Annotated in this window: 25 protein-coding genes; 18 read left to right on the forward strand and 7 right to left on the reverse strand. The window is 58.9% G+C overall.

Annotated features, from left to right (window positions below):
- Positions 1 to 9: 9 nt before the first annotated feature.
- From glgA to asd, 5 genes are all read right to left on the reverse strand, one after another.
- Positions 10 to 1,443, reverse strand: coding sequence for a glycogen synthase GlgA (gene glgA, locus SPH27_RS16835; protein WP_023309509.1), 1,434 nt, complete (start codon positions 1,441 to 1,443; stop codon positions 10 to 12).
- Positions 1,443 to 2,738 carry a glucose-1-phosphate adenylyltransferase gene (gene glgC / locus SPH27_RS16840; RefSeq protein WP_023333724.1) on the reverse strand — a complete coding sequence of 432 codons (1,296 nt, stop codon included), beginning with the start codon at positions 2,736 to 2,738 and terminating at the stop codon, positions 1,443 to 1,445. Before glgC ends, glgA begins: the two co-directional genes overlap by 1 nt.
- Before the next feature lie 17 nt (positions 2,739 to 2,755).
- The gene (gene glgX / locus SPH27_RS16845) at positions 2,756 to 4,729 is read right to left on the reverse strand and encodes a glycogen debranching protein GlgX (RefSeq protein WP_322435725.1); all 1,974 of its coding nucleotides are present in this window, start codon (positions 4,727 to 4,729) and stop codon (positions 2,756 to 2,758) included.
- Positions 4,726 to 6,912, reverse strand: a complete 2,187-nt coding sequence (gene glgB / locus SPH27_RS16850; protein ID WP_045403403.1) for a 1,4-alpha-glucan branching enzyme — start codon at positions 6,910 to 6,912, stop codon at positions 4,726 to 4,728. The genes glgX and glgB overlap by 4 nt, the downstream gene beginning before the upstream one ends.
- Before the next feature lie 249 nt (positions 6,913 to 7,161).
- Positions 7,162 to 8,265: an aspartate-semialdehyde dehydrogenase gene (gene asd / locus SPH27_RS16855; protein WP_033146834.1), complete on the reverse strand. Its 1,104-nt coding sequence runs from the start codon at positions 8,263 to 8,265 to the stop codon at positions 7,162 to 7,164.
- A 179-nt stretch (positions 8,266 to 8,444) separates the two neighbouring features.
- On the opposite strand from asd, the gene yhgN reads away from it, so the two are divergent.
- A complete protein-coding gene (gene yhgN, locus SPH27_RS16860; protein ID WP_003861574.1) occupies positions 8,445 to 9,038 on the forward strand; it encodes an NAAT family transporter YhgN in 594 nt (197 codons plus the stop codon).
- 64 nt (positions 9,039 to 9,102) lie between these two features.
- Here the strand turns inward: yhgN and tusA are convergent, their stop codons facing one another.
- Positions 9,103 to 9,345: a sulfurtransferase TusA gene (tusA, locus tag SPH27_RS16865; RefSeq protein WP_008503071.1), complete on the reverse strand. Its 243-nt coding sequence runs from the start codon at positions 9,343 to 9,345 to the stop codon at positions 9,103 to 9,105.
- 167 nt (positions 9,346 to 9,512) lie between these two features.
- Here tusA and SPH27_RS16870 point away from each other — a divergent pair, with 167 nt between their 5' ends.
- Together SPH27_RS16870 and SPH27_RS16875 are read left to right on the forward strand one after the other, a co-directional pair.
- Entirely contained in the window at positions 9,513 to 10,178 is a 666-nt protein-coding gene (locus SPH27_RS16870; protein WP_023309514.1) for a 7-cyano-7-deazaguanine/7-aminomethyl-7-deazaguanine transporter, read from the forward strand.
- Positions 10,179 to 10,250: 72 nt separating this feature from the next.
- The gene (locus SPH27_RS16875; protein WP_023309515.1) at positions 10,251 to 10,808 is read left to right on the forward strand and encodes a DcrB family lipoprotein; all 558 of its coding nucleotides are present in this window, start codon (positions 10,251 to 10,253) and stop codon (positions 10,806 to 10,808) included.
- A gap of 4 nt (positions 10,809 to 10,812) precedes the next feature.
- On the opposite strand, the gene SPH27_RS16880 is transcribed toward SPH27_RS16875, so the two are convergent.
- Positions 10,813 to 12,030, reverse strand: a complete 1,218-nt coding sequence (locus SPH27_RS16880) for an MFS transporter (protein ID WP_182071603.1) — start codon at positions 12,028 to 12,030, stop codon at positions 10,813 to 10,815.
- A gap of 145 nt (positions 12,031 to 12,175) precedes the next feature.
- On the opposite strand from SPH27_RS16880, the gene SPH27_RS16885 reads away from it, so the two are divergent.
- The 15 genes from SPH27_RS16885 (at position 12,176) to SPH27_RS16955 (ending at position 25,053) form a co-directional block, all read left to right on the forward strand.
- Complete coding sequence (locus tag SPH27_RS16885; RefSeq protein ID WP_032662225.1) at positions 12,176 to 13,225, forward strand: AI-2E family transporter; 1,050 nt, start codon at positions 12,176 to 12,178, stop codon at positions 13,223 to 13,225.
- Between the two features lie 337 nt (positions 13,226 to 13,562).
- Positions 13,563 to 13,952, forward strand: a complete 390-nt coding sequence (locus tag SPH27_RS16890; RefSeq protein WP_023309518.1) for a hypothetical protein — start codon at positions 13,563 to 13,565, stop codon at positions 13,950 to 13,952.
- Between the two features lie 69 nt (positions 13,953 to 14,021).
- Positions 14,022 to 15,086 carry a methyltransferase gene (locus tag SPH27_RS16895; protein WP_143347659.1) on the forward strand — a complete coding sequence of 355 codons (1,065 nt, stop codon included), beginning with the start codon at positions 14,022 to 14,024 and terminating at the stop codon, positions 15,084 to 15,086.
- Positions 15,087 to 15,152: 66 nt separating this feature from the next.
- Positions 15,153 to 15,875, forward strand: coding sequence for a beta-ketoacyl synthase chain length factor (locus tag SPH27_RS16900; RefSeq protein ID WP_039263062.1), 723 nt, complete (start codon positions 15,153 to 15,155; stop codon positions 15,873 to 15,875).
- Positions 15,872 to 16,687 (forward strand): lysophospholipid acyltransferase family protein, encoded by an 816-nt coding sequence (locus tag SPH27_RS16905; protein WP_182071604.1) that lies wholly within the window; start codon positions 15,872 to 15,874, stop codon positions 16,685 to 16,687. Before SPH27_RS16900 ends, SPH27_RS16905 begins: the two co-directional genes overlap by 4 nt.
- On the forward strand, positions 16,668 to 16,925 hold the full coding sequence (locus SPH27_RS16910) for a phosphopantetheine-binding protein (protein WP_008503081.1): 258 nt from the start codon (positions 16,668 to 16,670) through the stop codon (positions 16,923 to 16,925). Before SPH27_RS16905 ends, SPH27_RS16910 begins: the two co-directional genes overlap by 20 nt.
- A 10-nt stretch (positions 16,926 to 16,935) precedes the next feature.
- Positions 16,936 to 17,187, forward strand: a complete 252-nt coding sequence (locus SPH27_RS16915) for an acyl carrier protein (RefSeq protein WP_024908875.1) — start codon at positions 16,936 to 16,938, stop codon at positions 17,185 to 17,187.
- 6 nt (positions 17,188 to 17,193) lie between these two features.
- Positions 17,194 to 17,781 (forward strand): hypothetical protein, encoded by a 588-nt coding sequence (locus tag SPH27_RS16920; RefSeq protein WP_029740658.1) that lies wholly within the window; start codon positions 17,194 to 17,196, stop codon positions 17,779 to 17,781.
- A complete protein-coding gene (locus SPH27_RS16925) occupies positions 17,774 to 19,135 on the forward strand; it encodes an acyl-CoA synthetase (protein ID WP_096150758.1) in 1,362 nt (453 codons plus the stop codon). The genes SPH27_RS16920 and SPH27_RS16925 overlap by 8 nt, the downstream gene beginning before the upstream one ends.
- Positions 19,122 to 19,475, forward strand: coding sequence for a hydroxymyristoyl-ACP dehydratase (locus tag SPH27_RS16930; protein WP_039263058.1), 354 nt, complete (start codon positions 19,122 to 19,124; stop codon positions 19,473 to 19,475). The genes SPH27_RS16925 and SPH27_RS16930 overlap by 14 nt, the downstream gene beginning before the upstream one ends.
- The gene (locus tag SPH27_RS16935) at positions 19,466 to 21,157 is read left to right on the forward strand and encodes a glycosyltransferase family 2 protein (protein ID WP_182071605.1); all 1,692 of its coding nucleotides are present in this window, start codon (positions 19,466 to 19,468) and stop codon (positions 21,155 to 21,157) included. The genes SPH27_RS16930 and SPH27_RS16935 overlap by 10 nt, the downstream gene beginning before the upstream one ends.
- Positions 21,158 to 21,160: 3 nt before the next feature.
- On the forward strand, positions 21,161 to 21,583 hold the full coding sequence (locus SPH27_RS16940; protein ID WP_023309526.1) for an acyl-CoA thioesterase: 423 nt from the start codon (positions 21,161 to 21,163) through the stop codon (positions 21,581 to 21,583).
- Positions 21,580 to 22,185 (forward strand): outer membrane lipoprotein carrier protein LolA, encoded by a 606-nt coding sequence (locus SPH27_RS16945; RefSeq protein ID WP_033146843.1) that lies wholly within the window; start codon positions 21,580 to 21,582, stop codon positions 22,183 to 22,185. The genes SPH27_RS16940 and SPH27_RS16945 overlap by 4 nt, the downstream gene beginning before the upstream one ends.
- Entirely contained in the window at positions 22,154 to 24,478 is a 2,325-nt protein-coding gene (locus tag SPH27_RS16950) for an MMPL family transporter (RefSeq protein ID WP_182071606.1), read from the forward strand. Before SPH27_RS16945 ends, SPH27_RS16950 begins: the two co-directional genes overlap by 32 nt.
- A complete protein-coding gene (locus SPH27_RS16955) occupies positions 24,475 to 25,053 on the forward strand; it encodes a DUF3261 domain-containing protein (RefSeq protein ID WP_182071607.1) in 579 nt (192 codons plus the stop codon). The genes SPH27_RS16950 and SPH27_RS16955 overlap by 4 nt, the downstream gene beginning before the upstream one ends.
- The last annotated feature ends 1 nt before the right edge of the window (position 25,054 follow it).

Consider the following 25,054-nt stretch of genomic DNA (forward strand, 5'->3'; position numbering starts at 1 on the left):
TTCGCCTCGTTACATCAAGCGTTGATAGAGATCGCGGTATGACTGCGCCGCGACATGCCAGCTAAAGTCCATGGACATCGCCTGACGCTGAACGTAACGCCAGAGCGATGGACGGGACCACAAGACGAAAGCACGCCGAATCGCCCGAAGCAGCGACCAGGCATTACTGTCCTCAAAGACAAACCCGCTGGCGATACCGTCCGCCAGGTTTTCCAGAGAGCTATCGGATACGGTATCCGCCAGTCCGCCCGTGCGGCGTACCAGCGGCAGCGTGCCGTATTTCAGGCCGTAAAGCTGCGTCAGGCCGCAGGGTTCGAAACGGCTCGGCACCAGGATGACGTCCGCGCCGCCCATGATGCGGTGCGAGAACGCTTCGTGATAGCCAATCTGCACGCCCACCTGCCCCGGATGTTCCGCCGCGGCGGCAAGGAAGCCTTCCTGCAGCACCGGGTCGCCCGCGCCGAGCAGCGCCAGCTGTCCGCCCTGCTCCAGTAAACCGGGCAGCGCCTCCAGCACCAGATCCAGCCCTTTCTGGCTGGTCAGGCGGCTGACCACCGCGAACAGCGGCACTTTATCGTTAACCTTCAGGCCCATCGCAATCTGCAGCTGGCGTTTGTTTTCCGCTTTGTCTTCCACGGAATCACGGCCATAGCGCGCCGCCAGCAGGAGATCGGTTTCCGGGCTCCAGATCTGTTCATCCACGCCGTTCAGAATGCCCGACAGGCGGCCTTCGCGGTGGCGCTGTTGCAGCAACCCTTCCATGCCGTAGCCAAACTCCGGCTGGGTGATCTCACGCGCGTAGGTTGGGCTCACGGCGGTAATATGATCGGCGTAATACAGCCCGGCTTTCAGGAACGAGATCTGCCCGTTAAATTCCAGCCCGTGCATGTTATAGAACGATAATGGCAGATCGATTTCACTCATGTGATGGGCATAGTACATCCCCTGATACGCCAGGTTATGCACGGTAAAGACCGATTTCGCCGGGTGGCCGCGCGCCGCGAGATACGCCGGGGCAAGCCCGGCGTGCCAGTCGTGCGCGTGCACCACATCCGGGCGCCAGAACGGATCCAGCCCCGTCGCCATTTCTGCCCCGACCCAGCCGAGCAGCGCAAAGCGCAGCACGTTATCGGTGTAGGCGAACAGGTTCGTATCGTGATACGGGCTGCCCGGTCGATCGTATAAGTGCGGCGCGTCGATCAGGTAAATCCCTACGCCATTGTAATGTCCAAACAGCAGGGTGATGCGTCCGGCGAAGGTCTCACGGCGGGTCACCACTTTTGCATCGGGAATACCGCGCCGGATATCCGGAAAGGCGGGCAGCAGGACTCGGGTATCCACGCCTCCGGCGATTTGCGCTGCCGGTAATGCACCCAGAACATCTGCCAGACCGCCCGTTTTTAACAACGGGAACATCTCAGAACATACATGTAAAACCTGCATCATCGCTCCTGTTTGATCTGCAGCTTCCGCAACATTTCCCGTGTGACTAACACGATCCCCTCTTCCGAACGATAGAAACGACGCGCGTCTTCTTCCGCGTTCTCACCAATCACCATCCCTTCTGGAATGACGCAGGCACGATCGATAACGCAGCGACGCAGACGGCACGAGCGCCCTACCCAGACATCAGGCAGCAAGACTGCCGAATCGATATTACAGAATGAATTTATTCGCACGCGGGGGAACAGCACCGACTGCACCACCACCGAGCCTGAAATAATGCACCCGCCGGACACCAGCGAGTTGAGCGTCATACCGTGGCTGCCGGAGCGGTCCTGCACGAATTTGGCCGGCGGCAGCGATTCCATATGGGTACGAATCGGCCAGTTCTGGTCGTACATATCCAGCTCAGGCGTGACTGACGCCAGGTCGAGGTTCGCTTTCCAGTACGCTTCCAGGGTTCCCACATCGCGCCAGTAGGGTTCCGCATTTGGGTCGGACTGCACGCAGGACAGCGGGAAAGGATGTGCATACGCCATGCCAGCTTTAGTAATTTTCGGAATGATGTCTTTACCGAAGTCGTGGCTGGAGTTTTCGTCTTTGTCGTCCTCTTCCAGCAGCTCATAAAGATAATCTGCATCAAAGACATAAATCCCCATGCTGGCGAGCGATTTGGTGTCATCGCCGGGCATGGTTGGCGGGTTCGCCGGCTTTTCAACAAAGTCGATAATTTTGTCGTCGGCATCCACGTGCATCACGCCAAACGCCGTCGCTTCAGCAACGGGCACCGGCAGACACGCTACGGTGCAGCGCGCCCCTTTTTCGACGTGGTCGATGAGCATGTGGGAGTAATCTTGCTTGTAGATATGGTCCCCGGCGAGGATCACGATGTATTCCGCGCTGTAGCGGCGAATGATGTCGAGGTTCTGCGTCACCGCATCCGCCGTTCCGCGGTACCAGTTCTCACCGTGGACGCGTTGCTGAGCGGGAAGGAGATCGACAAACTCGTTCATCTCTTCGCTGAAGAATGACCAGCCGCGCTGGATATGCTGAACCAGCGTGTGCGACTGATACTGCGTAATGACGCCAATACGGCGAATGCCCGAGTTAAGGCAGTTGGAGAGCGCAAAGTCGATGATACGGAACTTACCACCAAAGTGAACGGCCGGTTTCGCGCGCTTGATGGTCAAATCTTTCAGACGGGTACCACGTCCACCCGCAAGTATCAGGGCAACCGTTTTTAATGGTAGCTGGCGCGCCAACATTAAGGGATCGTTCTTCTCTAATCTAACCATGACTAACTCCTTTTTTATCATCTTTGGAATACGCACACTCCGTGCGCAGGCCCGTGCCAGACAGCCATTACTACCGGATTATCCGCTCCGGCAAAGGGGGGAACAGCTCGCCATTCCCCTTCAGGTAAAACAATCTCTGCGACGTCATCCGTCGCGTTCAGCGTGACCAGCCATTTATCCGACAGCAGGATTTGCAGGCGTGGTACGCCGTGTTGCCACTCTTGCGCGCTTAAGGGTTGCGCGTCTTGATTCAACCAGCGAACGTTGCCGTCACCCTCTTCCCACCAGCGGTCGGCGGTCAGCGCGGGGATCTGCTGGCGAAGATGGATCAGCGCAGCGGTAAAATGAATCAGCCCGCTGTTGGCTTCACCCCAGTCGAGCCAGGTTAACGTGTTGTCCTGGCAATACGCATTGTTGTTACCGTGCTGGCTATGGCCGTGTTCATCGCCTGCCAGCAGCATCGGCGTGCCCTGCGACAATAAAAGCGTTGTCAGCAAAGCGTGAACGCTGGCGCGTCGCCGCTCGATGACGTCCAGGCTTCCGCCTAACCCTTCTATACCATGATTAAAGCTATGGTTATTGTTAGTGCCATCGCGATTCTCTTCGCCGTTTGCCTCATTGTGTTTCTGATTGAAACAAACGCAGTCCCGGAGCGTAAAACCGTCGTGTGCCGTCAACAGATTGACGGTGGCCGACGGGCGTTTGCCGTCGCGCTTAAAGAGATCGCTTGAAGCGGCAAAGCGTCCGGCGAACTCCCCCAGCGACAGATTCCGTTCCAGCCAGAAGCGGCGCGCGGCATCGCGGTAGTGATCGTTCCACTCGGCAAACAGCGGCGGGAAATTCCCGACCTGATAACCGCCTTCACCGATGTCCCACGGCTCGGCAATGAGCTTCACCTGCGAGAGCACCGGACAGTTTTTTATCGCCTCAAACAGCGGCGCCTGCTGGCTGAACGCCGGCGTGCGCCCCATCACGGGCGCCAGGTCGAAACGAAAACCGTCGACGTGGAACGTCTCCACCCAGTATTTCAGACATTCATAAGCAAAATGCGTGACCGCCGGATGGCTGAGGTTGAGCGTGTTACCGCAGCCGGTCCAGTTCTCATAATCGCCATCCTGCCTGATCCAATAATAGCTACGGTTATCAATTCCGCGCATGGAGAGCGTCGGACCGTCGAGATCGCTTTCAGCACTGTGGTTCAGCACGACGTCCAGAATGACCTCAATGCCCGCCGTATGGAGCGCCCTCACCGCATCGCGAAACTCGTCCCGCGCCTTTTCCGGATGGGCGGCATAGCGTGGCTCAAGCGCGAACATCGCCAGCGGGTTGTAGCCCCAGTAGTTGCTTAGCCCCAGCCGCTGCAGGCGCGGCTCGCTGGCAAAGTGGGCGACGGGCAACAGTTCCAGCGCGGTGATGCCGAGGTGTTTCAGGTAGGCAATCATGGTGGGATGCCCGAGCGCCTTATAGGTGCCGCGCATCTCTTTGGGGATCGACGGGTGCAGGTACGTCAGCCCTTTGACGTGGGCTTCATAAATAACGGTATTGCCCCACGGCGTCTGCGGCGGGGCATCGTCTTCCCAGTCATAAAGATCGTTTACCACCACGCTTTTTGGCGCGACGGGCGCGCTGTCGCGGTGGTCGGGCTCGCCGTAGTCCACGTGGAAGAGAGGGTCGTCTTTAAATTCGCCGTCCACGCGGTGCGCGCACGGGTCAATCAACAGCTTCGCCGGGTTAAACCAGTGGCCCTGCGCCGGATCCCACGGACCGTGTACGCGAAAGCCATAGTGCATGCCTGGCCGTCCTCCGGCCAGGTAGCCGTGCCAGGTATCCCCCGTGCGCGCGGGTAAATCGTAACGGTGCTCGTTACCTTCCCCATCAAACACGCACAGTTCTACCCGCTCAGCGTGAGCGGAAAAGAGGGTGAAATTGACACCCTTTCCGTCAAAACGCGCGCCGAGCGGTTCGGGTTTACCTGCCGTAAGCTGCGTCATTCGCCCTCCCGCATCAGCCAGATGGTGCCAAGCGGCGGCAGCGTCAGGCTCAGGGAGTTGGGTCGCCCGTGGCTTTCGATGGCATCGCTCTGGACCAGCCCGCCGTTACCGGCGTTGCTGCCGTGATAGTGCATGGAGTCGGTATTCAGGATCTCGCGCCATTTGCCCGGCTGGTTAATGCCGAAGCGGTAGTGTTCGCGCGGCACCGGCGTGAAGTTGCTGGCGACGATGATTTCGTTACCCGCTTTGTCACGACGCACAAAGACAAACACCGAGCGCTCGTGGTCGTCCACCACCAGCCACTCAAAGCCGTACGGATCGAAGTCGAGCTCGTGCAGCGCTTTGTGGTGGCGATAGGTCAGGTTCAGGTCGCGCACCAGACGCTGCACCCCGTGGTGCCAGTTGTCGCCTCCTTCAAGCAGGTGCCAGTCGAGGCTGGCGTCGTGGTTCCACTCGCGTCCCTGGGCGAACTCATTGCCCATAAACAGCAGTTTCTTGCCCGGGAAGGCAAACATCCAGCCGTAGTAGGCGCGCAGGTTGGCAAACTTCTGCCACGCGTCGCCCGGCATGCGGTCGAGAATGGATTTTTTGCCGTGCACCACTTCATCGTGCGACAGCGGCAGCATGAAGTTTTCGGTGTAGTTGTAGAGCATCCCGAACGTCAGCTTATCGTGATGATACTTACGGTGAACCGGATCCAGCTTCATGTAGTCGAGCGTGTCGTGCATCCAGCCCAGGTTCCACTTATACCAGAACCCCAGGCCGCCTGATGACGGCGGACGGGAGACGCCCGCAAAGTCGGTCGACTCTTCCGCCATGGTCACGGCACCGTCCACCTGTTCGCCGATAATGCGGTTGGTATTGCGCAGGAATTCAATCGCTTCCAGATTTTCACGGCCGCCAAACTCGTTCGGGATCCACTCGCCCTCTTTGCGGCTGTAGTCGCGGTAGATCATCGACGCCACCGCATCGACGCGCAGGGCATCAATGCCAAACCGCTCGATCCAGTACAGGGCATTCCCGACCAGGTAGTTTGCGACCTCACGGCGACCGTAGTTATAGATCAGCGTGTTCCAGTCCTGGTGATAGCCTTCGCGCGGGTCGCTGTGCTCGTACAGCTTCGTGCCGTCAAACTCTGCCAGCGCAAAGTCATCAGACGGGAAATGGCCCGGCACCCAGTCGAGAATGACGTTCAGCCCGGCGGCGTGCGCGGCATCAATGAAATAGCGGAAGTCATCGCGCGTGCCGAAGCGGCGCGTTGGCGCATACAGCCCGGTGGGCTGATAGCCCCAGCTGCCGTCGAACGGATGCTCGTTGACCGGCAACAGCTCAAGGTGGGTAAAGCCCATCCATTTGGCGTAGGGCACCAGCTGGTCGGCAAGCTCCCGGTAGCTGAGCCAGAAGTTGTTATCGGTATGGCGACGCCAGGAGCCAAGGTGTACCTCATAGACGGAGATCGGCGCATCAAAGCGGTTGGCCTGTTTGCGCTCCTCCGTCTGGACGACCTTCTCCGGCAGGCCGCAAATCAGCGACGCGGTATCCGGGCGCATCTGCGCTTCGAAGGCATACGGGTCGGCTTTAATGCGCAGCTTGCCGTTGGCGTCGATCATCTCGAATTTATAAAGCTGCCCGGGGTGCGCCCCCGGGATAAACAGCTCCCAGATGCCGCTTTCCCGGCGCAGGCGCATCGGGTGGCGGCGGCCGTCCCAATAGTTGAACTGGCCGACAACGGAGACGCGCTGGGCGTTAGGTGCCCACACGGAGAACCGCGTGCCGGTAATGCCGTCCATGGTATCGGCATGGGCACCCAGCGTTTCATAAGGGCGAAGATGCGTTCCTTCGGAGAGCAGCCAGGCGTCCATCTCTTTAAGCAGAGGGCCAAAGCTGTAAGGATCGTCAATCAGGTTTTGCTGACCGTGCCAGAGAACGGCGAGCTGATAGCGAAAAGGGTTTTTACGGCGGGGCATCACGCCCGAGAAAAAGCCACGGGAATCGAGGCATTCAAGATTACCGACCTTGCGGCCGGTTTTGGGTTCAATCACCCAGACTTCTGTGGCATCCGGTAACAGTGCCCGAACTTCAAGGCCATCCTCAGTTTGATGCATCCCAAGCACAGAAAAGGGGTCAGCAAAATGACCCGCAATAAGCGCATTAATCACGTCTCTATCCACACGATCGGACATGGTATTCATCCTGTTTTTTATGTCGTCCTTTTTAAGCGCTCCGGGACGACTTTTAATGTGACCTGAACGGGACAGCACAAAAATGTGCATCCATTCTGCTCCGTTCGAACCTCAGGTAAGAAATGACTCTTCCTTAAAGCATAGCCAACGCTCTAGATGACTCCTGATAAAAAATAAGACATACGCGTGTTACTCCATGTAGTACGCAAAAAAAAGGGGTGAAAATCACCCCCGGTAGTTAACAAATTATTACGCCAGCTGGCGCAGCATGCGGCGCAGCGGCTCGGCGGCGCCCCACAGGAGCTGGTCGCCGACGGTGAACGCGGAGAGGTACTCCGGCCCCATGTTCAGCTTGCGCAGACGGCCAACCGGCGTGGTCAGCGTGCCGGTCACGGCAGCCGGGGTCAGCTCGCGCATGGTGATATCGCGATCGTTTGGCACCACTTTCGCCCACGGGTTGTGCGCGGCCAGCAGCTCTTCCACGGTCGGAATAGACACATCTTTTTTCAGTTTAATGGTGAAGGCCTGGCTGTGGCAGCGCAGCGCGCCGATACGCACGCACAGGCCGTCAACCGGAATGGTGTTCGCGGTCGCGAGGATTTTGTTGGTCTCAGCCTGGCCCTTCCACTCTTCGCGGGTCTGGCCGTTATCCAGCTGTTTGTCGATCCATGGGATCAGACCACCGGCCAGCGGTACGCCGAAGTTGTCCACCGGCAGCTCGCCGCTGCGGGTCAGCTGAGTGACCTTACGTTCGATATCAAGGATCGCGGACGCCGGGTTTGCCAGCTCGGTCGCGACGCTTTGGTGCAGCTGGCCCATCTGGGTCAGCAGCTCGCGCATATGACGCGCGCCGCCGCCGGACGCGGCCTGGTAGGTCGCCACGGAGACCCACTCCACCAGATCCTGCGCGAACAGGCCGCCGAGGGACATCAGCATCAGGCTGACGGTGCAGTTACCGCCGACAAAGGTTTTCACGCCGTTGTTCAGGCCGTCGGTGATGACGCCCTGGTTCACCGGGTCGAGAATGATGATGGCATCGTCTTTCATACGCAGCGAAGAGGCCGCGTCAATCCAGTAGCCCTGCCAGCCGCTTTCACGCAGCTTTGGATAGATTTCGTTGGTATAATCGCCGCCCTGGCACGTCACAATAATGTCGAGTGCCTTCAGCGCTTCCAGATCGTAAGCATCCTGCAACGTGCCTGTGGTACCACCAAAGGACGGAGCAGCCTGGCCGAGCTGGGAAGTGGAGAAGAAGACCGGGCGGATAGCGTCGAAATCGCGCTCTTCAACCATGCGTTGCATGAGTACAGAGCCGACCATACCGCGCCAGCCGATAAAACCAACGTTTTTCATAGCATTTTTTTCCTGCTGAGGGTGTGTGCTGATTGTGCAAGCCAGTATTGAACTGGGATATGCTTCACATTACAAAATGCTGCCAAAGTCGCAAGCGAAATTAATCGATGATTGCCCGGCAATCAGAAAAAGCGCTAATCATCGGAATAACACTACTAAGTATCAGGGATAATTTAAAGATGAGTGAAATCATTTCCGCGGCGGTTTTATTGATCCTGATTATGGATCCACTGGGAAACCTGCCTATCTTCATGTCGGTGCTAAAGCACACCGAGCCGAAGCGCCGCCGGGCGATCATGATCCGCGAGCTGCTCATCGCCCTGCTGGTGATGTTTATCTTCCTGTTTGCGGGTGAAAAAATTCTCGCGTTCCTGAACCTGCGCGCCGAAACCGTGTCGATTTCCGGCGGGATTATTCTGTTCCTGATTGCCATTAAGATGATTTTCCCGAGCGCGGAAGGCAGCAGCAGCGGCCTGCCTGCGGGTGAAGAGCCGTTTATCGTGCCGCTGGCGATTCCACTCGTCGCCGGGCCGACCATTCTGGCCACGCTCATGCTGCTGTCGCATCAGTATCCGAACCAGATGAGCCATCTGGTGATTGCCCTGCTGATCGCCTGGGGCGGGACGTTTATTATCCTGCTGCAGTCGTCGCTGTTCCTGCGCCTGCTGGGTGAGAAAGGGGTGAACGCGCTGGAACGCCTGATGGGGCTGATTCTGGTGATGATGGCAACGCAGATGTTCCTGGACGGGATCCGCGCGTGGATGAAAGGATGACGTTCTCCCTCTCCCCGTGGGAGAGGGCCGGGGTGAGGGCATCAGGCCGCAGAGGACAGCCCATCTAACCCTTACGAATCAAATACCGGTACGGCAGCGCTTCGGTCTGCTGTGCCACCAGCTCATGCTCCATAAAGGTACAAAAGCCGGGAATATCGCGGGTCGTGGCCGGGTCGTCGGCAATAATCAGCAGCGTTTCACCGGTCTGCATGTTGCGCACGGTTTTGCGTACCATCATTACCGGTTCCGGGCAGCGAAGGCCCTGGGCATCAAGAGTGTGGTCTGGGCTGGAAAACAGGTCTGTCATGGTCTTCTCGGTCTGGTAAAAACGGCTGTAGTTTACGCCCGGTTGCGATCAATGCAAACCAGGTTAACGATTGCGTAAAAACTAACCATTGCAATGTCCTGCCAAAGCAGTATCATGCTGCGGTTTTTATTGGGTTCCCTCACCCCAACGTATAAAAAGGTCACAATATGACGTCGTTTTCTGAATCACAGCGCGTAAAAGCGTTGTTCTGGCTTTCGCTTTTCCATTTGCTGGTGATCACCTCCAGCAACTATCTGGTGCAGCTCCCGATCTCCATCTTTGGTTTTCATACCACCTGGGGCGCATTCAGCTTCCCGTTTATTTTCCTCGCGACGGATTTGACCGTGCGTATCTTTGGCGCACCGCTGGCTCGCCGTATTATTTTTTCGGTCATGCTCCCGGCGCTGTTCATCTCGTACGTGGTTTCGTCACTGTTTTATATGGGAAGCTGGCAGGGCTTTGAAGCATTAACCCACTTCAACCTGTTTGTTGCCCGTATCGCCGCGGCAAGCTTTATGGCCTACGCGCTGGGGCAGATCCTCGACGTGCATGTATTTAACCGCCTGCGTCAGAATCATCGCTGGTGGATGGCGCCAACCGCCTCCACGCTGTTTGGTAACGTGAGCGATACGCTGGCCTTCTTCTTCATCGCCTTCTGGCGCAGCCCGGATGCGTTCATGGCCGAACACTGGATGGAAATCGCGCTGGTGGACTACTGCTTCAAGGTCCTTATCAGCATTGTGTTCTTCCTGCCGATGTACGGCGTGCTGCTCAATATGCTGCTGAAAAGACTGGCAGATAAATCTGAAATCACGGCATTGCAGGCTGGTTAAGGGTTCGCTTTATCAGGTGTGATAAGATGAGCGAATGAGCCGTTATGGCCGTTTATCGAAAGGAAGAAGTCAATGCGCAATCTGGTTAAATATGTCGGGATTGGCCTGCTGGTTGTGGGTCTTGCAGCCTGTGATAACAGCGACACGAAAACGCCTGCTCAGGGCGCATCCGCAGAGAGCAACGCGACCGGCCAGCCGGTAAATCTGATGGATGGCAAACTCAGCTTCTCTCTGCCAGCCGATATGACCGATCAGAGCGGCAAGCTGGGCACCCAGGCGAACAACATGCACGTTTACTCCGACGCAACCGGGCAAAAAGCGGTCATTGTGATTGTGGGCGACGACACCAGCGAAGACCTGGCCGTCCTGTCCAAACGTCTGGAAGATCAGCAGCGCGGCCGCGATCCGCAGCTGCAGGTCGTGACCAATAAATCCATCGAGCTGAAAGGCCACACGCTGCAACAGCTCGACAGCATCATCTCTGCAAAAGGCCAGACCGCCTACTCTTCTGTGGTGCTGGGCAAGGTTGATAACAAACTGCTGACCCTGCAGATCACCCTGCCAGCCGAAGATCAGCAGAAAGCGCAGACGGCTGCTGAAAACATCATTAACACCATCGTGATCCAGTAACGCTTCACGACGATGACGTGGCCTCCGGTGCCTGCACCGGGGGCCATTTTTTTAGCCGCCACGTCAGCAGCAGCGCAATCACCACCAGACCCGCCGCGGCAAGATAGATCACCGGAACTCCTGCCCAGGCCATCACCAGCCCCGCCAGCGGGCCGGTAATGCCTAAAGACATATCCATAAATACCGTATAGGTCGCCAGCGCCGCCCCCTGATTCTGCTGCGGCACGGCTTTTACCGCCACCACGCCCAGCGCCGGGAAGACCAGGGAAAAGCCAGCCCCCGCGAGGAACACGCCCACTTTCGCGACCCAGGGCACCATCGCAATTCCGGTCAGTAGCAGCCCGACTATCTCTATCGCAAAGCAGATCATCGCCACATTCAGCCCGCCAAGGCGGTTGATGCCGTTAGGGAAAAGCAGGCGGGCGCCAACAAACGCACTGCTGAACAGGGTTAACGCAAAGGCTGCGCCGTCCCAGCCTTTGGCGTCGTAGAACAGGGTAATAAAGGTCGCAATCACGCCGAAGCCGGTAGTCGCCAGCGCCAGCGCCATGCCGTACGGCCAGACGCGCCCCAGCACCGCCCGAAACGGCAGCGGCTTGCCCTTGCTGGCCTTCACTTTCGGACGCGGCAGCGCAAAGAGGATTGCCAGCAGCGCGACCGCCATAATGGTGATGGAAAGCCCATATAGCCCGCCCAGCGCATAGCAGGCCACGCCGAGCGGCGCCCCGAGCGCCATCGCACCGTAGGTGACAATCCCGTTCCAGGAGATCACCCGGCCAATGTGCGGCGCGCCTACCACCCCCACGCCCCACAGCGTCGAGCCGGTTCCCGCCAGACTTTGCCCGATGCCAAGAATAACGCGGCCCAGGCAGAGCAGCGCCAGGCTGACCAGCGGCCAGTGGCCGGTTGCGGCAGCCAGCAGGTAGCTCAGGCCACTGAGAAAACAGCCGCACAGTCCCACCACCACGATGCTTTTTGGACCGAACGCGTCCGCGTAGCGCCCGGCATGCGGGCGGCTGAGGAGCGTGGCGAAATATTGCAGGCTAATCACCAGCCCCGCCCAGAAGGCGCTGAAGCCCATCACGTCATGGACATAGCCCGGCAGGACCGCCAGCGGCAGGCCAATGGTCAAATAGCTGGCAAAGTTGAAAATCACAACGGAAACGATGCGCAGATTGAGGCGCAGTCCGCTCAGTGCCGGTTCAGCGGCAGGTTCGGGCATGGGGTTCTACCTGGATTTTTTACAACAGTGTTTCACTATTACCACGGCGCAATAAGAAAATCAGCCCCGACTTTCAGATTAACGGTGCCAGACGAAGCGAAGCCCGGGCACTACACTTATCGGGTCATCATATTAAGGAACACGCATGATCGCTAACCCGTCCGACAAAGCAGGACTCCACATCTTATTAAAACTCGCCTGTCTGGTGGTTATCCTTGCGGGTATCCATGCTGCCGCTGACATTATTGTTCAGCTCCTGCTGGCGCTCTTTTTTGCCATCGTGCTTAATCCTCTGGTCACCTGGTTTTTACGCCGGGGCGTCAGCCGTCCGGTAGCCATCACCATCGTGGTTATTGTCATGCTGATTGGCCTGACGGCGCTCTTCGGCGTGCTGGCGGCATCGCTGAGCGAATTCTCCACCATGCTGCCGCAGTACAACAAAGAGCTGACGCGTAAAATTGTCGCGCTGCAGGAGATGGTGCCCTTCCTCAATCTGCATATCTCACCCGAACGGATGCTGCGCAGGATGGACTCCGAGAAGGTCATGACCTACGCCACCACCTTGATGACGGGGCTTTCCGGCGCGATGGCCAGCATTCTGCTGCTGGTCATGACCGTTGTGTTTATGCTGTTCGAAGTCCGCCACGTCCCCTATAAGCTGCGCTTTGCGCTGAACAATCCGCAAATTCACATTGCCGGGTTACATCGGGCCCTGAAGGGCGTCTCCAAATATCTGGCGCTGAAAACGCTCCTGAGCGTCTGGACCGGGGTGATTGTCTGGCTGGGGCTGATGCTGATGGACGTGCAGTTCGCGCTGATGTGGGGCGTGCTGGCCTTTCTGCTGAACTACGTGCCCAATATTGGCGCGGTGCTTTCCGCCGTGCCGCCGATGATTCAGGCGTTTCTGTTTAACGGTTTCTACGAATGCATGCTGGTCGGTGCGCTGTTCCTCGTCGTGCATATGGTTCTGGGCAATATTCTTGAGCCGCGCATGATGGGACACCGGCTGGGCATGTCGACGCTGGTGGTCTTTTTATCCTTACTGGTTTGGGGATGGCTGCTGGGCCCGGTCGGTATGCTGCTGTCGGTTCCTCTGACCAGCGTATGTAAAATTTGGATGGAAACCACCAAAGGCGGCAGCAAGCTGGCGATCCTGCTCGGGCCGGGGAGGCCGAAAAGCCGGTTACCCGGCTAACCGACCTACCTGTACAGGTAGGTTTAAACCGTCAGTAATACACCGTAAATTACCGCGTCCCTAATCCGTCGCGGTATTTTTATTTGCGTTAAGGCGATACTCATTCTGTTTTTAATTACGCCGCGCGCATTACGTTGAAACGCAACTCATGATTTAACGCAAATTATAAAAAATGAAATTCTTATTTATTTTCCATGTTATTATGCCCGTCTTCGCGTCAACGTAATGTAAACATTAATATTGATTAAAAAATACACCCAGCGATAACAAAAAGCCGGATGAATATTATTTGTAAAAAACACTACCTTTAATTGTTATTATTGATATGGAGTTGTTGATGAAAAAGATCGTTAAATGGTGTGCTGCTGCCGTATTCGTTGGCGCACTGGCAGGCTGTGCGCGCACCGCCCCAATTGCTCAGGTTCACTCTATTGTAAGCGCGGGCCATACTGCCGATCAGGTAAAAACGGCAATTTTGAAAGCAGGCCAAAAACGCGACTGGATCATGACGGAAACCGGCCCGGGAATGATTAAGGGGCGTCTGCAGTCACGCGATCACTCCGTCCAGGTAAGTATTCCGTACACGGCCACAAGCTATTCAATCAACTATGAAAACAGCCTTAACCTGAAAGCGGCAGACGGTAAAATTCACAAAAATTATAACCGTTGGGTAAATAACCTCGACCACGATATTCAGCTGAACCTCTCCGCTGGCGCCGCGCTGTAATATTTTTCTAAAGTCGGGCCGCGTATGGCCCGATAACCTCTCTTTATTAGCTTCAAAGGTTACGCAGGAATGTACGAAAAGGACACACTCAGCGCACTGGATGCCATTACCGAAGCGCAACGCATCGCCTTTGCCCCGATGTTATTCCAGACTGCGCTTTGTCTGCGTAACTCAGGCGTTCTCGCCTGGCTCGATAAACAAGGTAAAGCGGGGGCAAGCCTCGACGAAATAACCGAACACAGCACGCTCGGCAGCTATGGCGTCAGCGTACTGCTGGATATGGGATTAAGCGGTCGAATCGTTACCCAACAGAATGGACGTTATTTCCTGGCGAAAGTGGGCCATTTTTTACTGCACGACGAAATGACCCGCGTAAATATGGATTTCACCCAGGACGTTTGTTATCAGGGGCTATTTCACCTGGCGGACGCCCTGCAGGAGGAAAAACCTGCCGGATTAGCCGTGTTTGGCAACTGGCCAACCATCTACCCGGCGTTATCCCAATTACCAGCTCCGGCGAAAGAGAGCTGGTTCGCCTTCGATCATTACTATTCTGATGCCGCTTTTGACGCCGCGTTGCCATATATATTCGCAAGCTCGCCGACAAAATTGTACGATGTGGGCGGAAATACGGGTAAATGGTCGTTACGCTGCTGCCGCTATGACAAAAATGTTGCCGTGACGATCCTCGATCTGCCGCAGCAGATAGCGCTGGCGCAGGAAAACATCGCAAAAGCAGGTTTTTCTCATCGTATTGCATTCCATGCTGTCGATATGCTTAGCCCAGCAACATTGCCGGGTGACGCCGACGTCTGGTGGATGAGCCAGTTCCTGGATTGTTTCTCTCCGGATCAGATTGTCGCCATGCTGACGCGCGTCGCGCAGGCCATGAAGCCAGGCGCACGTTTGTGCATCATGGAGCTTTTCTGGGATGCTCAGAAATTTGAAGCAGCCTCTTTCAGCCTGAATGCCACCTCGCTCTATTTCACCTGTATGGCGAATGGCAATAGCCGGTTTTACAGCGTAGAGAAGTTCTATCGCTACCTGGAGAGCGCAGGTTTCAGCGTTGAACAGCGGCTGGACAACCTTGGGGTCGGTCATACCCTGCTGATATGCACCAAACGTGAACAATAGAGCAGCTTAGCTGCCGGGTGGCCCAGTCTGCCCTTTGAATACGGTTTTTTTCGCGGACGCGCGTAGATGAAATTTTCACTGAACATTATCGACTGGCAGGCGAGAGCGCCAGGACTCAGCGATGCCACAGAGTGGCAGGCATGGTCGCGCCTGCAGCTGGCCGTTGACCCAGCGGCCCCGCTTCCCCGCCTGACCGCTTTACCCATGATGACCGCGCGCCGCCTCAATTCAGGCAGTAAGCTGGCGGTGGATATTGGTCTGGCCATGCTGCAAAACCACGCCATTGATGCCGTCGTCTATTCCAGCCGCCACGGCGAGCTGGAGCGCAACTACCGTATTCTGCATGCTCTGGCGACCGGGCAGTCCGTTTCACCCACCGACTTCGCGATGTCCGTGCACAATTCCGCGGTGGGCAATCTCACGATCACCGCACGCCAGGCCATCGTCTCGTCATCCATTTCTGCCGGGCTGGACACCTTCCAGCAGGCCTTATGCGAAGTGCTGAGCCTGCTGCATGCGGGCTATTCCCGCGTCCTGCTGGTCGACTTTGACGGCGCGCTGCCGGAATTTTACCATCCGGCGCTACCGCCGCACATGCCCACCTGGCCATACGCGCTGGCGCTGGTGATTGAATCCGGCAACGGATTGCAGTGTGAAACCCGCAGCGGCAGCACGGGTGAAGAACCCGCCCTGCCGCAAAGCCTGATGTTCCTGCAGCGCTATCTCAGCGAGGAACGTCAGTTTGCGGTGCCCGGCGAACGTTTGCTGTGGCAATGGACGCGCGCATGAACCGCCTGGCTGCCCGTATCAACTGGTTATGGCGTCTGGTGATGACCGGCTTCTGCTTCGCGCTGTTTGGCGTGGGCGGGCTGATGCTGTCGCTGGTCTGGTTCAACCTGCTGCTGATCGTCCAGCGCGACCGCGCCAGCCGTCGCCACCTGGCGCGTCGCAGCATTGCGGCCAGCTTCCGCTTCTTCCTGACCGTTGCGCGCGGCCTCGGCGTACTGGACTATCGCATTCACAATCTTGACGCGCTGCGCAGCGATCGGGGTTGTCTGGTGGTGGCTAACCACCCCACGTTAATTGACTACGTGATTCTGGCGTCGGTGATGCCCGAAACCGACTGTCTGGTGAAAAGCGCGCTGCTGCGCAATCCCTTTGTCAGCGGCGTTATCCGCGCGGCGGATTATCTGATTAACAGCGAAGCCGAGCCCCTGCTCGCGGCCAGCCAGCAGCGTCTGGCTCAGGGCGACACGCTGTTAATCTTCCCGGAAGGCACGCGTACCCGGTTTGGCGAGGCTATCTCCCTCCAGCGCGGCGCGGCAAATATCGCCGTGCGCTGTAACAGCGATCTGCGGGTGGTGCTGATCCACTGTAGCGAACACCTGCTGGATAAAAAAAGCCACTGGTATGATGTACCGCCAGAAAAACCTGTTTTCACCGTGGATGTCCGCGACCGCGTGAACATCGACGAATTTTACGATGCAAATGAACAAGAACCGGCGCTGGCGGCAAGGCAGTTAAACCGGCATCTGCAGCATCGATTAACATCAGGCCTTCAATCTTTGTCAGGAATTAATGATGCAAGCGCTTTATCTTGAAATTAAGAATCTCATTATCACCACGCTGAATCTGGACGAGCTTACCGCAGAGGATATTGATACCGATGCCGCGCTGTTTGGCGATGGGCTGGGTCTGGACTCCATTGACGCGCTGGAACTGGGTCTGGCGGTAAAAAACCAGTATGGCGTGGTGCTTTCTGCCGAAAGCGAAGAGATGCGCCAGCACTTCTTTTCCGTCGCCACGCTGGCGTCCTTTATCAACGCTCAACGCGCCTGAGATGTGAACGATGACTGAACAAGAAACCATTTATCAGGAAGTCTGCGGCCTTCTGACCAAGCTCTTTGAAATCGACCCGCAGGACATTACGCCCGAAGCCCGTCTTTACGAAGACCTGGAGCTGGACAGCATTGATGCGGTGGACATGATTGTTCATCTGCAGAAGAAAACGGGCAAGAAAATCAAGCCGGAAACCTTCAAGTCGGTTCGTACCGTTCAGGATGTGGTAGACGCCGTCGAACAGCTTCTGCGCGAAGAGTAAGACGTCGTGCGTGGTGGACGGACGTTCCCGGTCATCCCACTGCTGACGGGGCTGATGCTGCTGGCGTGGCCCTTCCTGATTGGATTTGGGCTGACGCACAACAGCCTGCAGTGGCTGTTGCCGGTGATGGCGCTGGTATTGCTGCTGCGGCTGCGCCAGGCGCGACGGAACGCTGGCCCGATGCGGTATGTGGTGCAGTGCGTGGCGCTCGCGGGCATCGCGCTCTGCGCTGCCAGCTACCTGCTGAAAACCCACCAGTGGCTGCTGTTCTACCCGGTGGTCGTCAACCTTGTGATGCTGGCCGTGTTCGGCGGTTCGCTGTGGACCGCGATGCCGCTGGTCGAACGGCTGGCGCGCTTGCGCGAGCCAAACCTGCCCCCGGAGGGCGTGCGCTATACCCGCAAGGTGACCCTCGTCTGGTGCGGCTTTTTCATCGGAAACGGCGCGATGGCGCTGTTCACCGTGCTCCACGGCGACATGCATCTGTGGACGCTGTGGAACGGTATGGTGGCTTATATCCTGATGGGAACGCTGATGGCGACCGAGTGGCTGGTGCGCCAGCGGGTGATTAAAAAAGAGATGCACAATGACTAACCCCCTTCCGCTGGGCCAGTGGCTAAACGCGCCCCGCCCTGACGACATGCCCGTTGCCTGGCTTGACGATCGTACCTGGACGCTTGGCCAGCTGCGCCACGACGTGACCCTGCTGGTCGACACCCTGCGTCAGCAGGAAGGCGAGCGGTGGGCGCTGTGCTTTGAAAACAGCTACCTGTTTATCGTTGCGCTGCTGGCCTCGCTGCACGCTGGTAAAACGCCGGTCATCCCCGGCCATAGCCGCGTCTCGCAGCTTGAAGAACAGCAGGCGTTGTTTAGCGGCGTTCTGAGCGATCGGACTCTCGGTTTCCATGGCAAGCTGATTGTGGTGGCCTCCAGCCATCAGACGGCTAGCCGCTGGGCGCCCCTGCCGGCCATTGACGAAAGCCGCTTCGTTGAACTGTTCACCTCCGGCTCCACGGGTACCCCGCGCCGGGTGATGAAGCATATCGTCAGCCTGGATCGCGAAGCCCGTCTGCTGGCTGACCGCTTCGGCGAGCGGCTGACCGGCTGTAGCGTTGTCGCCTCGGTCGTACCGCAACATCTGTACGGCCTGACCTTCCGCATCGTCTTGCCGATGGCGCTGGGCCTGCCGCTGCATGCCGCGATGCTCTACTACGCCGAGCAGCTGGCCGCCCTTCCTCATGACCGGCATTACCTGTTCATCAGCAGCCCGGCGTTCCTGAAGCGCCTGGATACGGAGCTGCCCGCGCCGCCCGTCAGAATGCTGATTTCAGCAGGCGGAATGCTGCCCTGGTGTGACGTCGCCACCACCGCTGGCTGGCTTAACATCTGCCCGGATGAAATTTATGGCAGCACCGAAACCGGGATCCTCGCCTGGCGCCATCGCCAGCAGGATAACGTCCCGTGGCTGGCGTTCCCCGGCGTTATCTTCCATCAGGAAGATGAAGCCTGTCGCGTCACGTCGCCACTGATCCACGAGGCTGAAGGACTCCAGCTGGACGATATCCTGCACTTCGACAGCGAGGGGCTGTTCAGCATCGCCGGTCGTCGCGGGCGGGTGGTCAAAATTGAAGAAAAGCGCATCTCGCTTAACGAGATCGAACGTCGCCTGCTGGAGCTCGACGGCATTTGCGAAGCGGCTGCGCTGCCGGTCACGCGCGGAGGCCGTCAGGGGATTGGCGCACTGCTGGTCCTGGACGAAGCGGTTCGCCAGCGCGGCTATATGCAGGATAAAAAAGCGCAGGAGTTCGCCTGGCGTCGCGCCCTGCTGCCGTGGCTTGAGCCGGTCGCCGTTCCGCGCTACTGGCGCATTGTCGATGAAATGCCGGTAAACAGTATGAACAAGCGTGTCTATGCGCAGCTAGAGGAGTTATTTCATGAAAATTCATGAACTTGAGCGCCACCAGACACAGCCGGAGAAGCTGGAAATCATTTTGCATCTCGACGCGGCGCTGTTCTGGTTTCAGGGCCATTTTGCCGTACAGCCGCTGCTGCCCGGCGTTGCGCAGCTTGACTGGGTGATGCACTACGCCACGACGTTACTGGCGCCGGGCTACCGCTTTCACAGCATTCAAAACGTGAAGTTCCAGGCGCCTCTGCTGCCGGAAACCACGGTGACGCTGGTGCTTGAGTGGCATGCCGAACGTCAGATGCTGACCTTCAGCTACCAGCGTCACGCCGGGGCGGAGCGCCATACCGCCAGCAGCGGGAAAATTCGGCTATGTCAGTAACCTTCCGCCCCTGCGTGCTGATCCCGTGCTACAACCACGGCGCCATGATCGCCCGCGTGCTGTCGCGTCTCGCACCGTTCGGCCTGCCGTGCCTGGTGGTGGATGACGGCAGCGAAGCGAGCACCCGTCAGGAGCTCGAGCGCCTGGCGGCGGAGCAGCCGCAGGTAACGCTGGTCCGCCTGGCGCAAAACGCCGGAAAAGGTGCCGCGGTCATCAGGGGGCTGGAGGAGTGCGCGCGCGCGGGCTATACCCACGCCGTGCAGGTGGACGCGGACGGTCAGCACGCCATCGAAGATATTCCCAAACTGCTGGCGCTGGCGGAGTGCCACCCGGACGCGCTGATCTCCGGCCAGCCCATTTACGATGATTCCATTCCGCGCTCGCGGCTCTACGGGCGCTGGGTAACCCACGTCTGGGTGTGGATTGAGACCTTATCCCTTCAGCTTAAAGACAGCATGTGCGGCTTTCGGGTCTACCCGGTCTCGCCCACGCTGCGCCTGGCAGCGCGTGAAACGCTCGGCAAACGGATGGACTTTGACACCGAAGTGATGGTCCGTCTCTACTGGCAGGGCAACGCCAGCGTCTTTCTGCCGACCCGCGTCACCTACCCGCAGGACGGGTTGTCCCACTTCGACGCGTTAAAAGATAACGTGCGGATCTCCCTGATGCATACCCGGCTGTTCTTCGGCATGCTGCCCCGCATGCCCGGCCTGCTTTTCCGTCGACGCCGCCAGCACTGGGCGCAGCAGGACGAGGTCAAGGGCCTGTGGGGCATGCGCCTGATGCTACGCGTCTGGAAGCTGATGGGGCGACGGGCCTTTACGGTGCTGCTCTGGCCAACGATCGGCGTGTACTGGCTTATCGCGCGTCCGGCGCGCCAGGCCTCGCGGCAGTGGATTGAGAGAGTGAAGCACGAGCTGCGTCAGCGGAACATGCCCGTTCCCCCGCGGCTCAACAGCTTTTTCCATTTCATGCGCTTCGGCAACGCGATGCTGGATAAAGTCGCCAGCTGGCGCGGTGAGCTGAAGTTTGATCGCGACGTGGTCTTTGCCCCCGGCGCGAGCGAAACGCTTAACGTCGCGGCGCCGCAGGGCAAGCTGCTGCTGGCCTCGCATCTTGGCGACGTTGAGGCCTGCCGGGCGCTGGCCCAGCTGGACGGCAGCAAAACTATCACCGCCCTGGTCTTCAGCGAAAACGCCCGGCGCTTTAAGCAAATCATGAGCGAAATGGCGCCCCAGGCGGGCATGAATTTGATGTCGGTTACCGACATCGGCCCGGACACCGCGATTGCCATCAAAGAGAAGCTTGAGCGGGGAGAATGGGTCGCCATTGTGGGCGACCGCATCGCGGTGAATCCGCAGCGTGGCGGCGAGTGGCGCGTGATCTGGAGTCCGTTCATGGGCCAGCCAGCGCCATTCCCACAGGGGCCGTTTATCCTGGCCTCCATCCTGCGCTGCCCGGTGGTGCTGATTTTTGCCCTGCGCCAGCAGGGTAAGCTCGTCCTGCACAGCGAACCGTTTGCCGACCCGCTGCGCCTGCCGCGCGGCGAACGCCAGCAGGCGCTGCAGGAGACCGTCGATCGCTACGCGCAGCGGCTGGAGCATTACGCCCTACTGTCGCCGCTCGACTGGTTTAATTTTTTCGATTTCTGGCATCTGCCAGAGTCCAGAGAGAAGGAGTAAAGGGTGCTGACCGATCCCCGCTTTACGACTGAAGTCGAGATCACCGTTCCGTTCCACGACGTCGATATGATGGGCGTGGTCTGGCACGGCAACTATTTCCGCTACTTTGAGATCGCCCGCGAGGCGCTGCTCAATCAGTTTGACTATGGCTATCGCCAGATGAAGGCCTCCGGCTACGTCTGGCCCGTCGTCGATACCCGGGTGAAATACCGCGATGCGGTGACCTTTGAGCAGCGTATTCGCGTCCGCGCGCACGTTGAAGAGTATGAAAACCGCCTGCGCATTGCCTATCAAATTTTCGATGCGCAGACCGGCAAACGCACCACCACCGGCTACACCATCCAGGTAGCGGTGGAAGAAGCCACCCGCGAAATGTGCTTTGTGAGCCCGGCAATACTGTTTGAACGAATGGGAGTGACGCCATGAAATGGTGGCCTTTGCTGGCGCTGATCGTCAGCCCGCTGGTCAGCGCCGTGACGCTGGATGAACTGCAGCAGCGCTTCACCGGGCAGCCTGTCGTGCGCGCGCACTTCGAGCAGGTTCGCACCATAAAAGATATGCCGCAGCCGCTGCGCTCGCAGGGCGAGATGCTGATCGCCCGCGACAGCGGCCTGCTGTGGGATCAAAAAGCGCCGTTTCCGATGACGCTCCTGCTGGACGACAAGCGGATGGTTCAGGCCATTAACGGCCAGCCGCCGCAGACCGTCACCGCCGACAATAATCCGCAGATGTTCCAGTTCAACCATCTTCTGCGGGCCCTGTTCCAGGCCGACCGCAGGGTGCTTGAAGAGAACTTCCGCATCGATTTTAAAGACCTGGGCGCCGGCCGCTGGTCGCTGGTGCTTACGCCAAAAACGACGCCGCTGGACAAGATTTTCGCCACCCTCGATCTGGGCGGCGCGACCTATCTGGAGACGATTCGTCTCAACGACAAACAGGGCGACCGTACCGATATCGCCCTTTCACGCCACCAACTGACGCCCGCCAGCCTGACCGATGACGAACGCCAACGCTTTGCCGCACCGTAAATCCCTGCGCCCGGCGCTGCTGTGGGCCACACTATGCCTGATTCTGCTGGGCGTGCTGCTGTCGCTTCTGCCCGGCGCGCGTCTGAACAGCAGCGTGCTGGCCATGCTGCCGAAGCAGACGCTGGGGGCGATCCCGCCGACGCTCAACGACGGGTTTATGCAGCGTCTCGACCGCCAGCTGGTCTGGCTGGTCAGCCCCGGGAAAGAGCCCGATCCGCGCGTGGCGCAGCAGTGGCTGGCGTTGCTGCAAAGCAGCGATTCGCTCAGCGAGGTCAAAGGCCCGATGGACGCCGCCGGGCAAAAGGCCTGGGGAGAGTTCTTCTGGCAGCACCGAAATGGCCTGATCGATCCCGCCACCCGCACCCGCCTGCAAAACGGCGGAGAAGCGCAGGCGCAGTGGATTTTATCTCAGCTCTATTCGGCCTTTTCCGGCGTCAGCGGCAAAGAGCTGCAAAACGATCCCCTGATGCTGATGCGCGGCTCGCAGCTCGCTCTGGCGCAAAACGGCCAGAAGCTGCGGCTGATGGACGGCTGGCTGGTCACACAGGATGAGGCGGGAAACTACTGGTATCTGCTGCACGGCGAGTTGGCGGGCTCGTCATTTGATATGCAGCAGACCCACCGGCTGGTGACGACGCTTAACGCGCTGCAGGAGACGCTAAAAGCCCGTTTCCCGCAGGCGCAGCTGCTTTCGCGCGGGACCGTGTTCTACAGCGATTACGCCAGCCAGCAGGCCAAACGCGACGTCTCGACGCTGGGCATCGCCACCCTGCTTGGCGTGTTCCTGCTCATCGTCGCGGTGTTCCGCTCTCTGCGCCCGCTGCTGCTGAGCGTGCTCTCCATTGCCATCGGCGCGCTGGCGGGCACGGTGGTGACGCTGCTGCTCTTTGGCGAACTGCACCTGATGACGCTGGTGATGAGCATGAGCATCATCGGTATTTCAGCCGACTACACGCTCTACTACCTGACCGAACGGATGGTGCACGGCGCGGAGCATTCCCCCTGGCAAAGCCTGGCGAAAGTACGCAATGCGCTGCTGCTGGCGCTGCTGACGACCGTCGCCGCCTACCTGATTATGATGCTGGCCCCCTTCCCCGGGATCCGCCAGATGGCGGTGTTCGCCGCCGTGGGGCTGAGCGCCTCCTGCCTGACGGTGATTTTCTGGCATCCGTGGCTGTGCCGGGGATTACCGGTGCGCCCGGTTCCGCTGATGGTTATCATGCTGCGCTGGCTGGCCGCGTGGCGACGCAATAAAAAACTGTCCGTGGGTTTGCCCGTCGCGCTGGCGCTGCTCTCCGCCGTGGGGATGAGCACCCTGAGGGTGGACGACGACATCGCCCAGCTGCAGGCCCTGCCGAAAGATATTCTGGCGCAGGAGAAGGCCATTACCGCCCTGACCGGACAGAGCGTCGATCAGAAATGGTTTGTGGTTCATGGCGCCTCGCCTCAGCAAACGCTGGAGCGGCTGGAAGCCTTTACCCCGGCGCTGGCACAGGCGCAAAAAGCCGGAGAGATCGCCCGCTGGCGTACGCTGCCGCTGAACTCGCTGGCCCGCCAGAAAAGCGATCTGAAGCTGCTGCGCGAGGCTGCCCCTGCGGTAACTAACGTGCTGAAAAGCGCCGGGCTCAACGCCGTATCTCCAAATCTCGACGCCATGCCGGTCAGCGTGGACGCGTGGCTTAAAAGCCCGGCCAGCGAAGGCTGGCGTCTGCTCTGGCTGACCCTGCCCAACGGGGAAAGCGGCGTGCTGGTGCCGGTGGACGGCGCGAAAAACAGCGCTTACCTCGGTGAACTGGCCGCGCGCCATGACGGCGTCGTCTGGGTCGATCGCAAAGCCAGCTTTGATAGCCTGTTTGCCCTCTACCGCACGCTGCTGACGGGGCTACTGTTTGCCGCGCTGGCGGTGATTGCCTGCGGGGCGATGCTGCGCCTCGGCTGGCGTAAAGGGCTGATAAGCCTGGTGCCGTCCGTGCTGTCGCTGAGCTGCGGCCTGGCGGTGCTGGCCGCAACGGGCCACCCGGTGAATCTGTTCTCACTGCTGGCGCTGGTACTGGTGCTCGGCATTGGCATTAACTACACGCTGTTTTTCAGCAACCCGCGCGGTACGCCGCTGACCTCGATGCTGGCGATTACGCTGGCCATGATGACCACGCTGCTGACGCTGGGCATGCTCGTCTTCAGCGCCACCCAGGCCATCAGCAGCTTTGGCATCGTGCTGGTGAGCGGTATTTTTACCGCCTTCCTGCTGGCTCCGCTGGCGATGCCGGATAAGAAAGAGAGAAAACGTAAATGAACGCTTTTTATCGCACCGTCGCGCTGGCCGCGGCGCTGCTGCTGGCGGGCTGCAGCCATTCGACCGATACCAAAGAGACGCGGCCTCAGGCCTGGCTCCAGCCGGGCACCAGAGTGACGCTGCCCCCGCCCGGCATCAGCCCGGCGGTAAGCTCCCAGCAGCTGCTGACCGGCAGCTTTAACGGACAAACGCAGTCCCTGCTGGTGATGCTCAACGCGGATGCGCATAAGGTCACGCTGGCCGGGCTCTCTTCCGTAGGCATTCGCCTGTTCCTGGCGACGTACGATGAGACCGGTATTCATACCGAGCAGTCGATCGTCGTGCCGCAGCTGCCGCCCGCCAGCCAGGTGCTGGCCGACGTGATGCTCAGCCACTGGCCGATTAGCGCCTGGCAGCCGCAGTTGCCGAAGGGCTGGACGTTAACGGACAATGGCGATCGGCGCGAGCTGCGTAACGCCAGCGGCAAGCTGGTGACGGAGATTGTCTACCTGCAGCGCAAAGGCAAGCGCGAGCCGATCAGCATCGAGCAGCACGTCTTTAAATACCACATCACCATTCAATATCTGGGTGACTGAG

The sequence above is a fragment of the Enterobacter sp. A103 genome, from assembly GCF_034427535.1.
Classification (GTDB): domain Bacteria; phylum Pseudomonadota; class Gammaproteobacteria; order Enterobacterales; family Enterobacteriaceae; genus Enterobacter; species Enterobacter asburiae_B.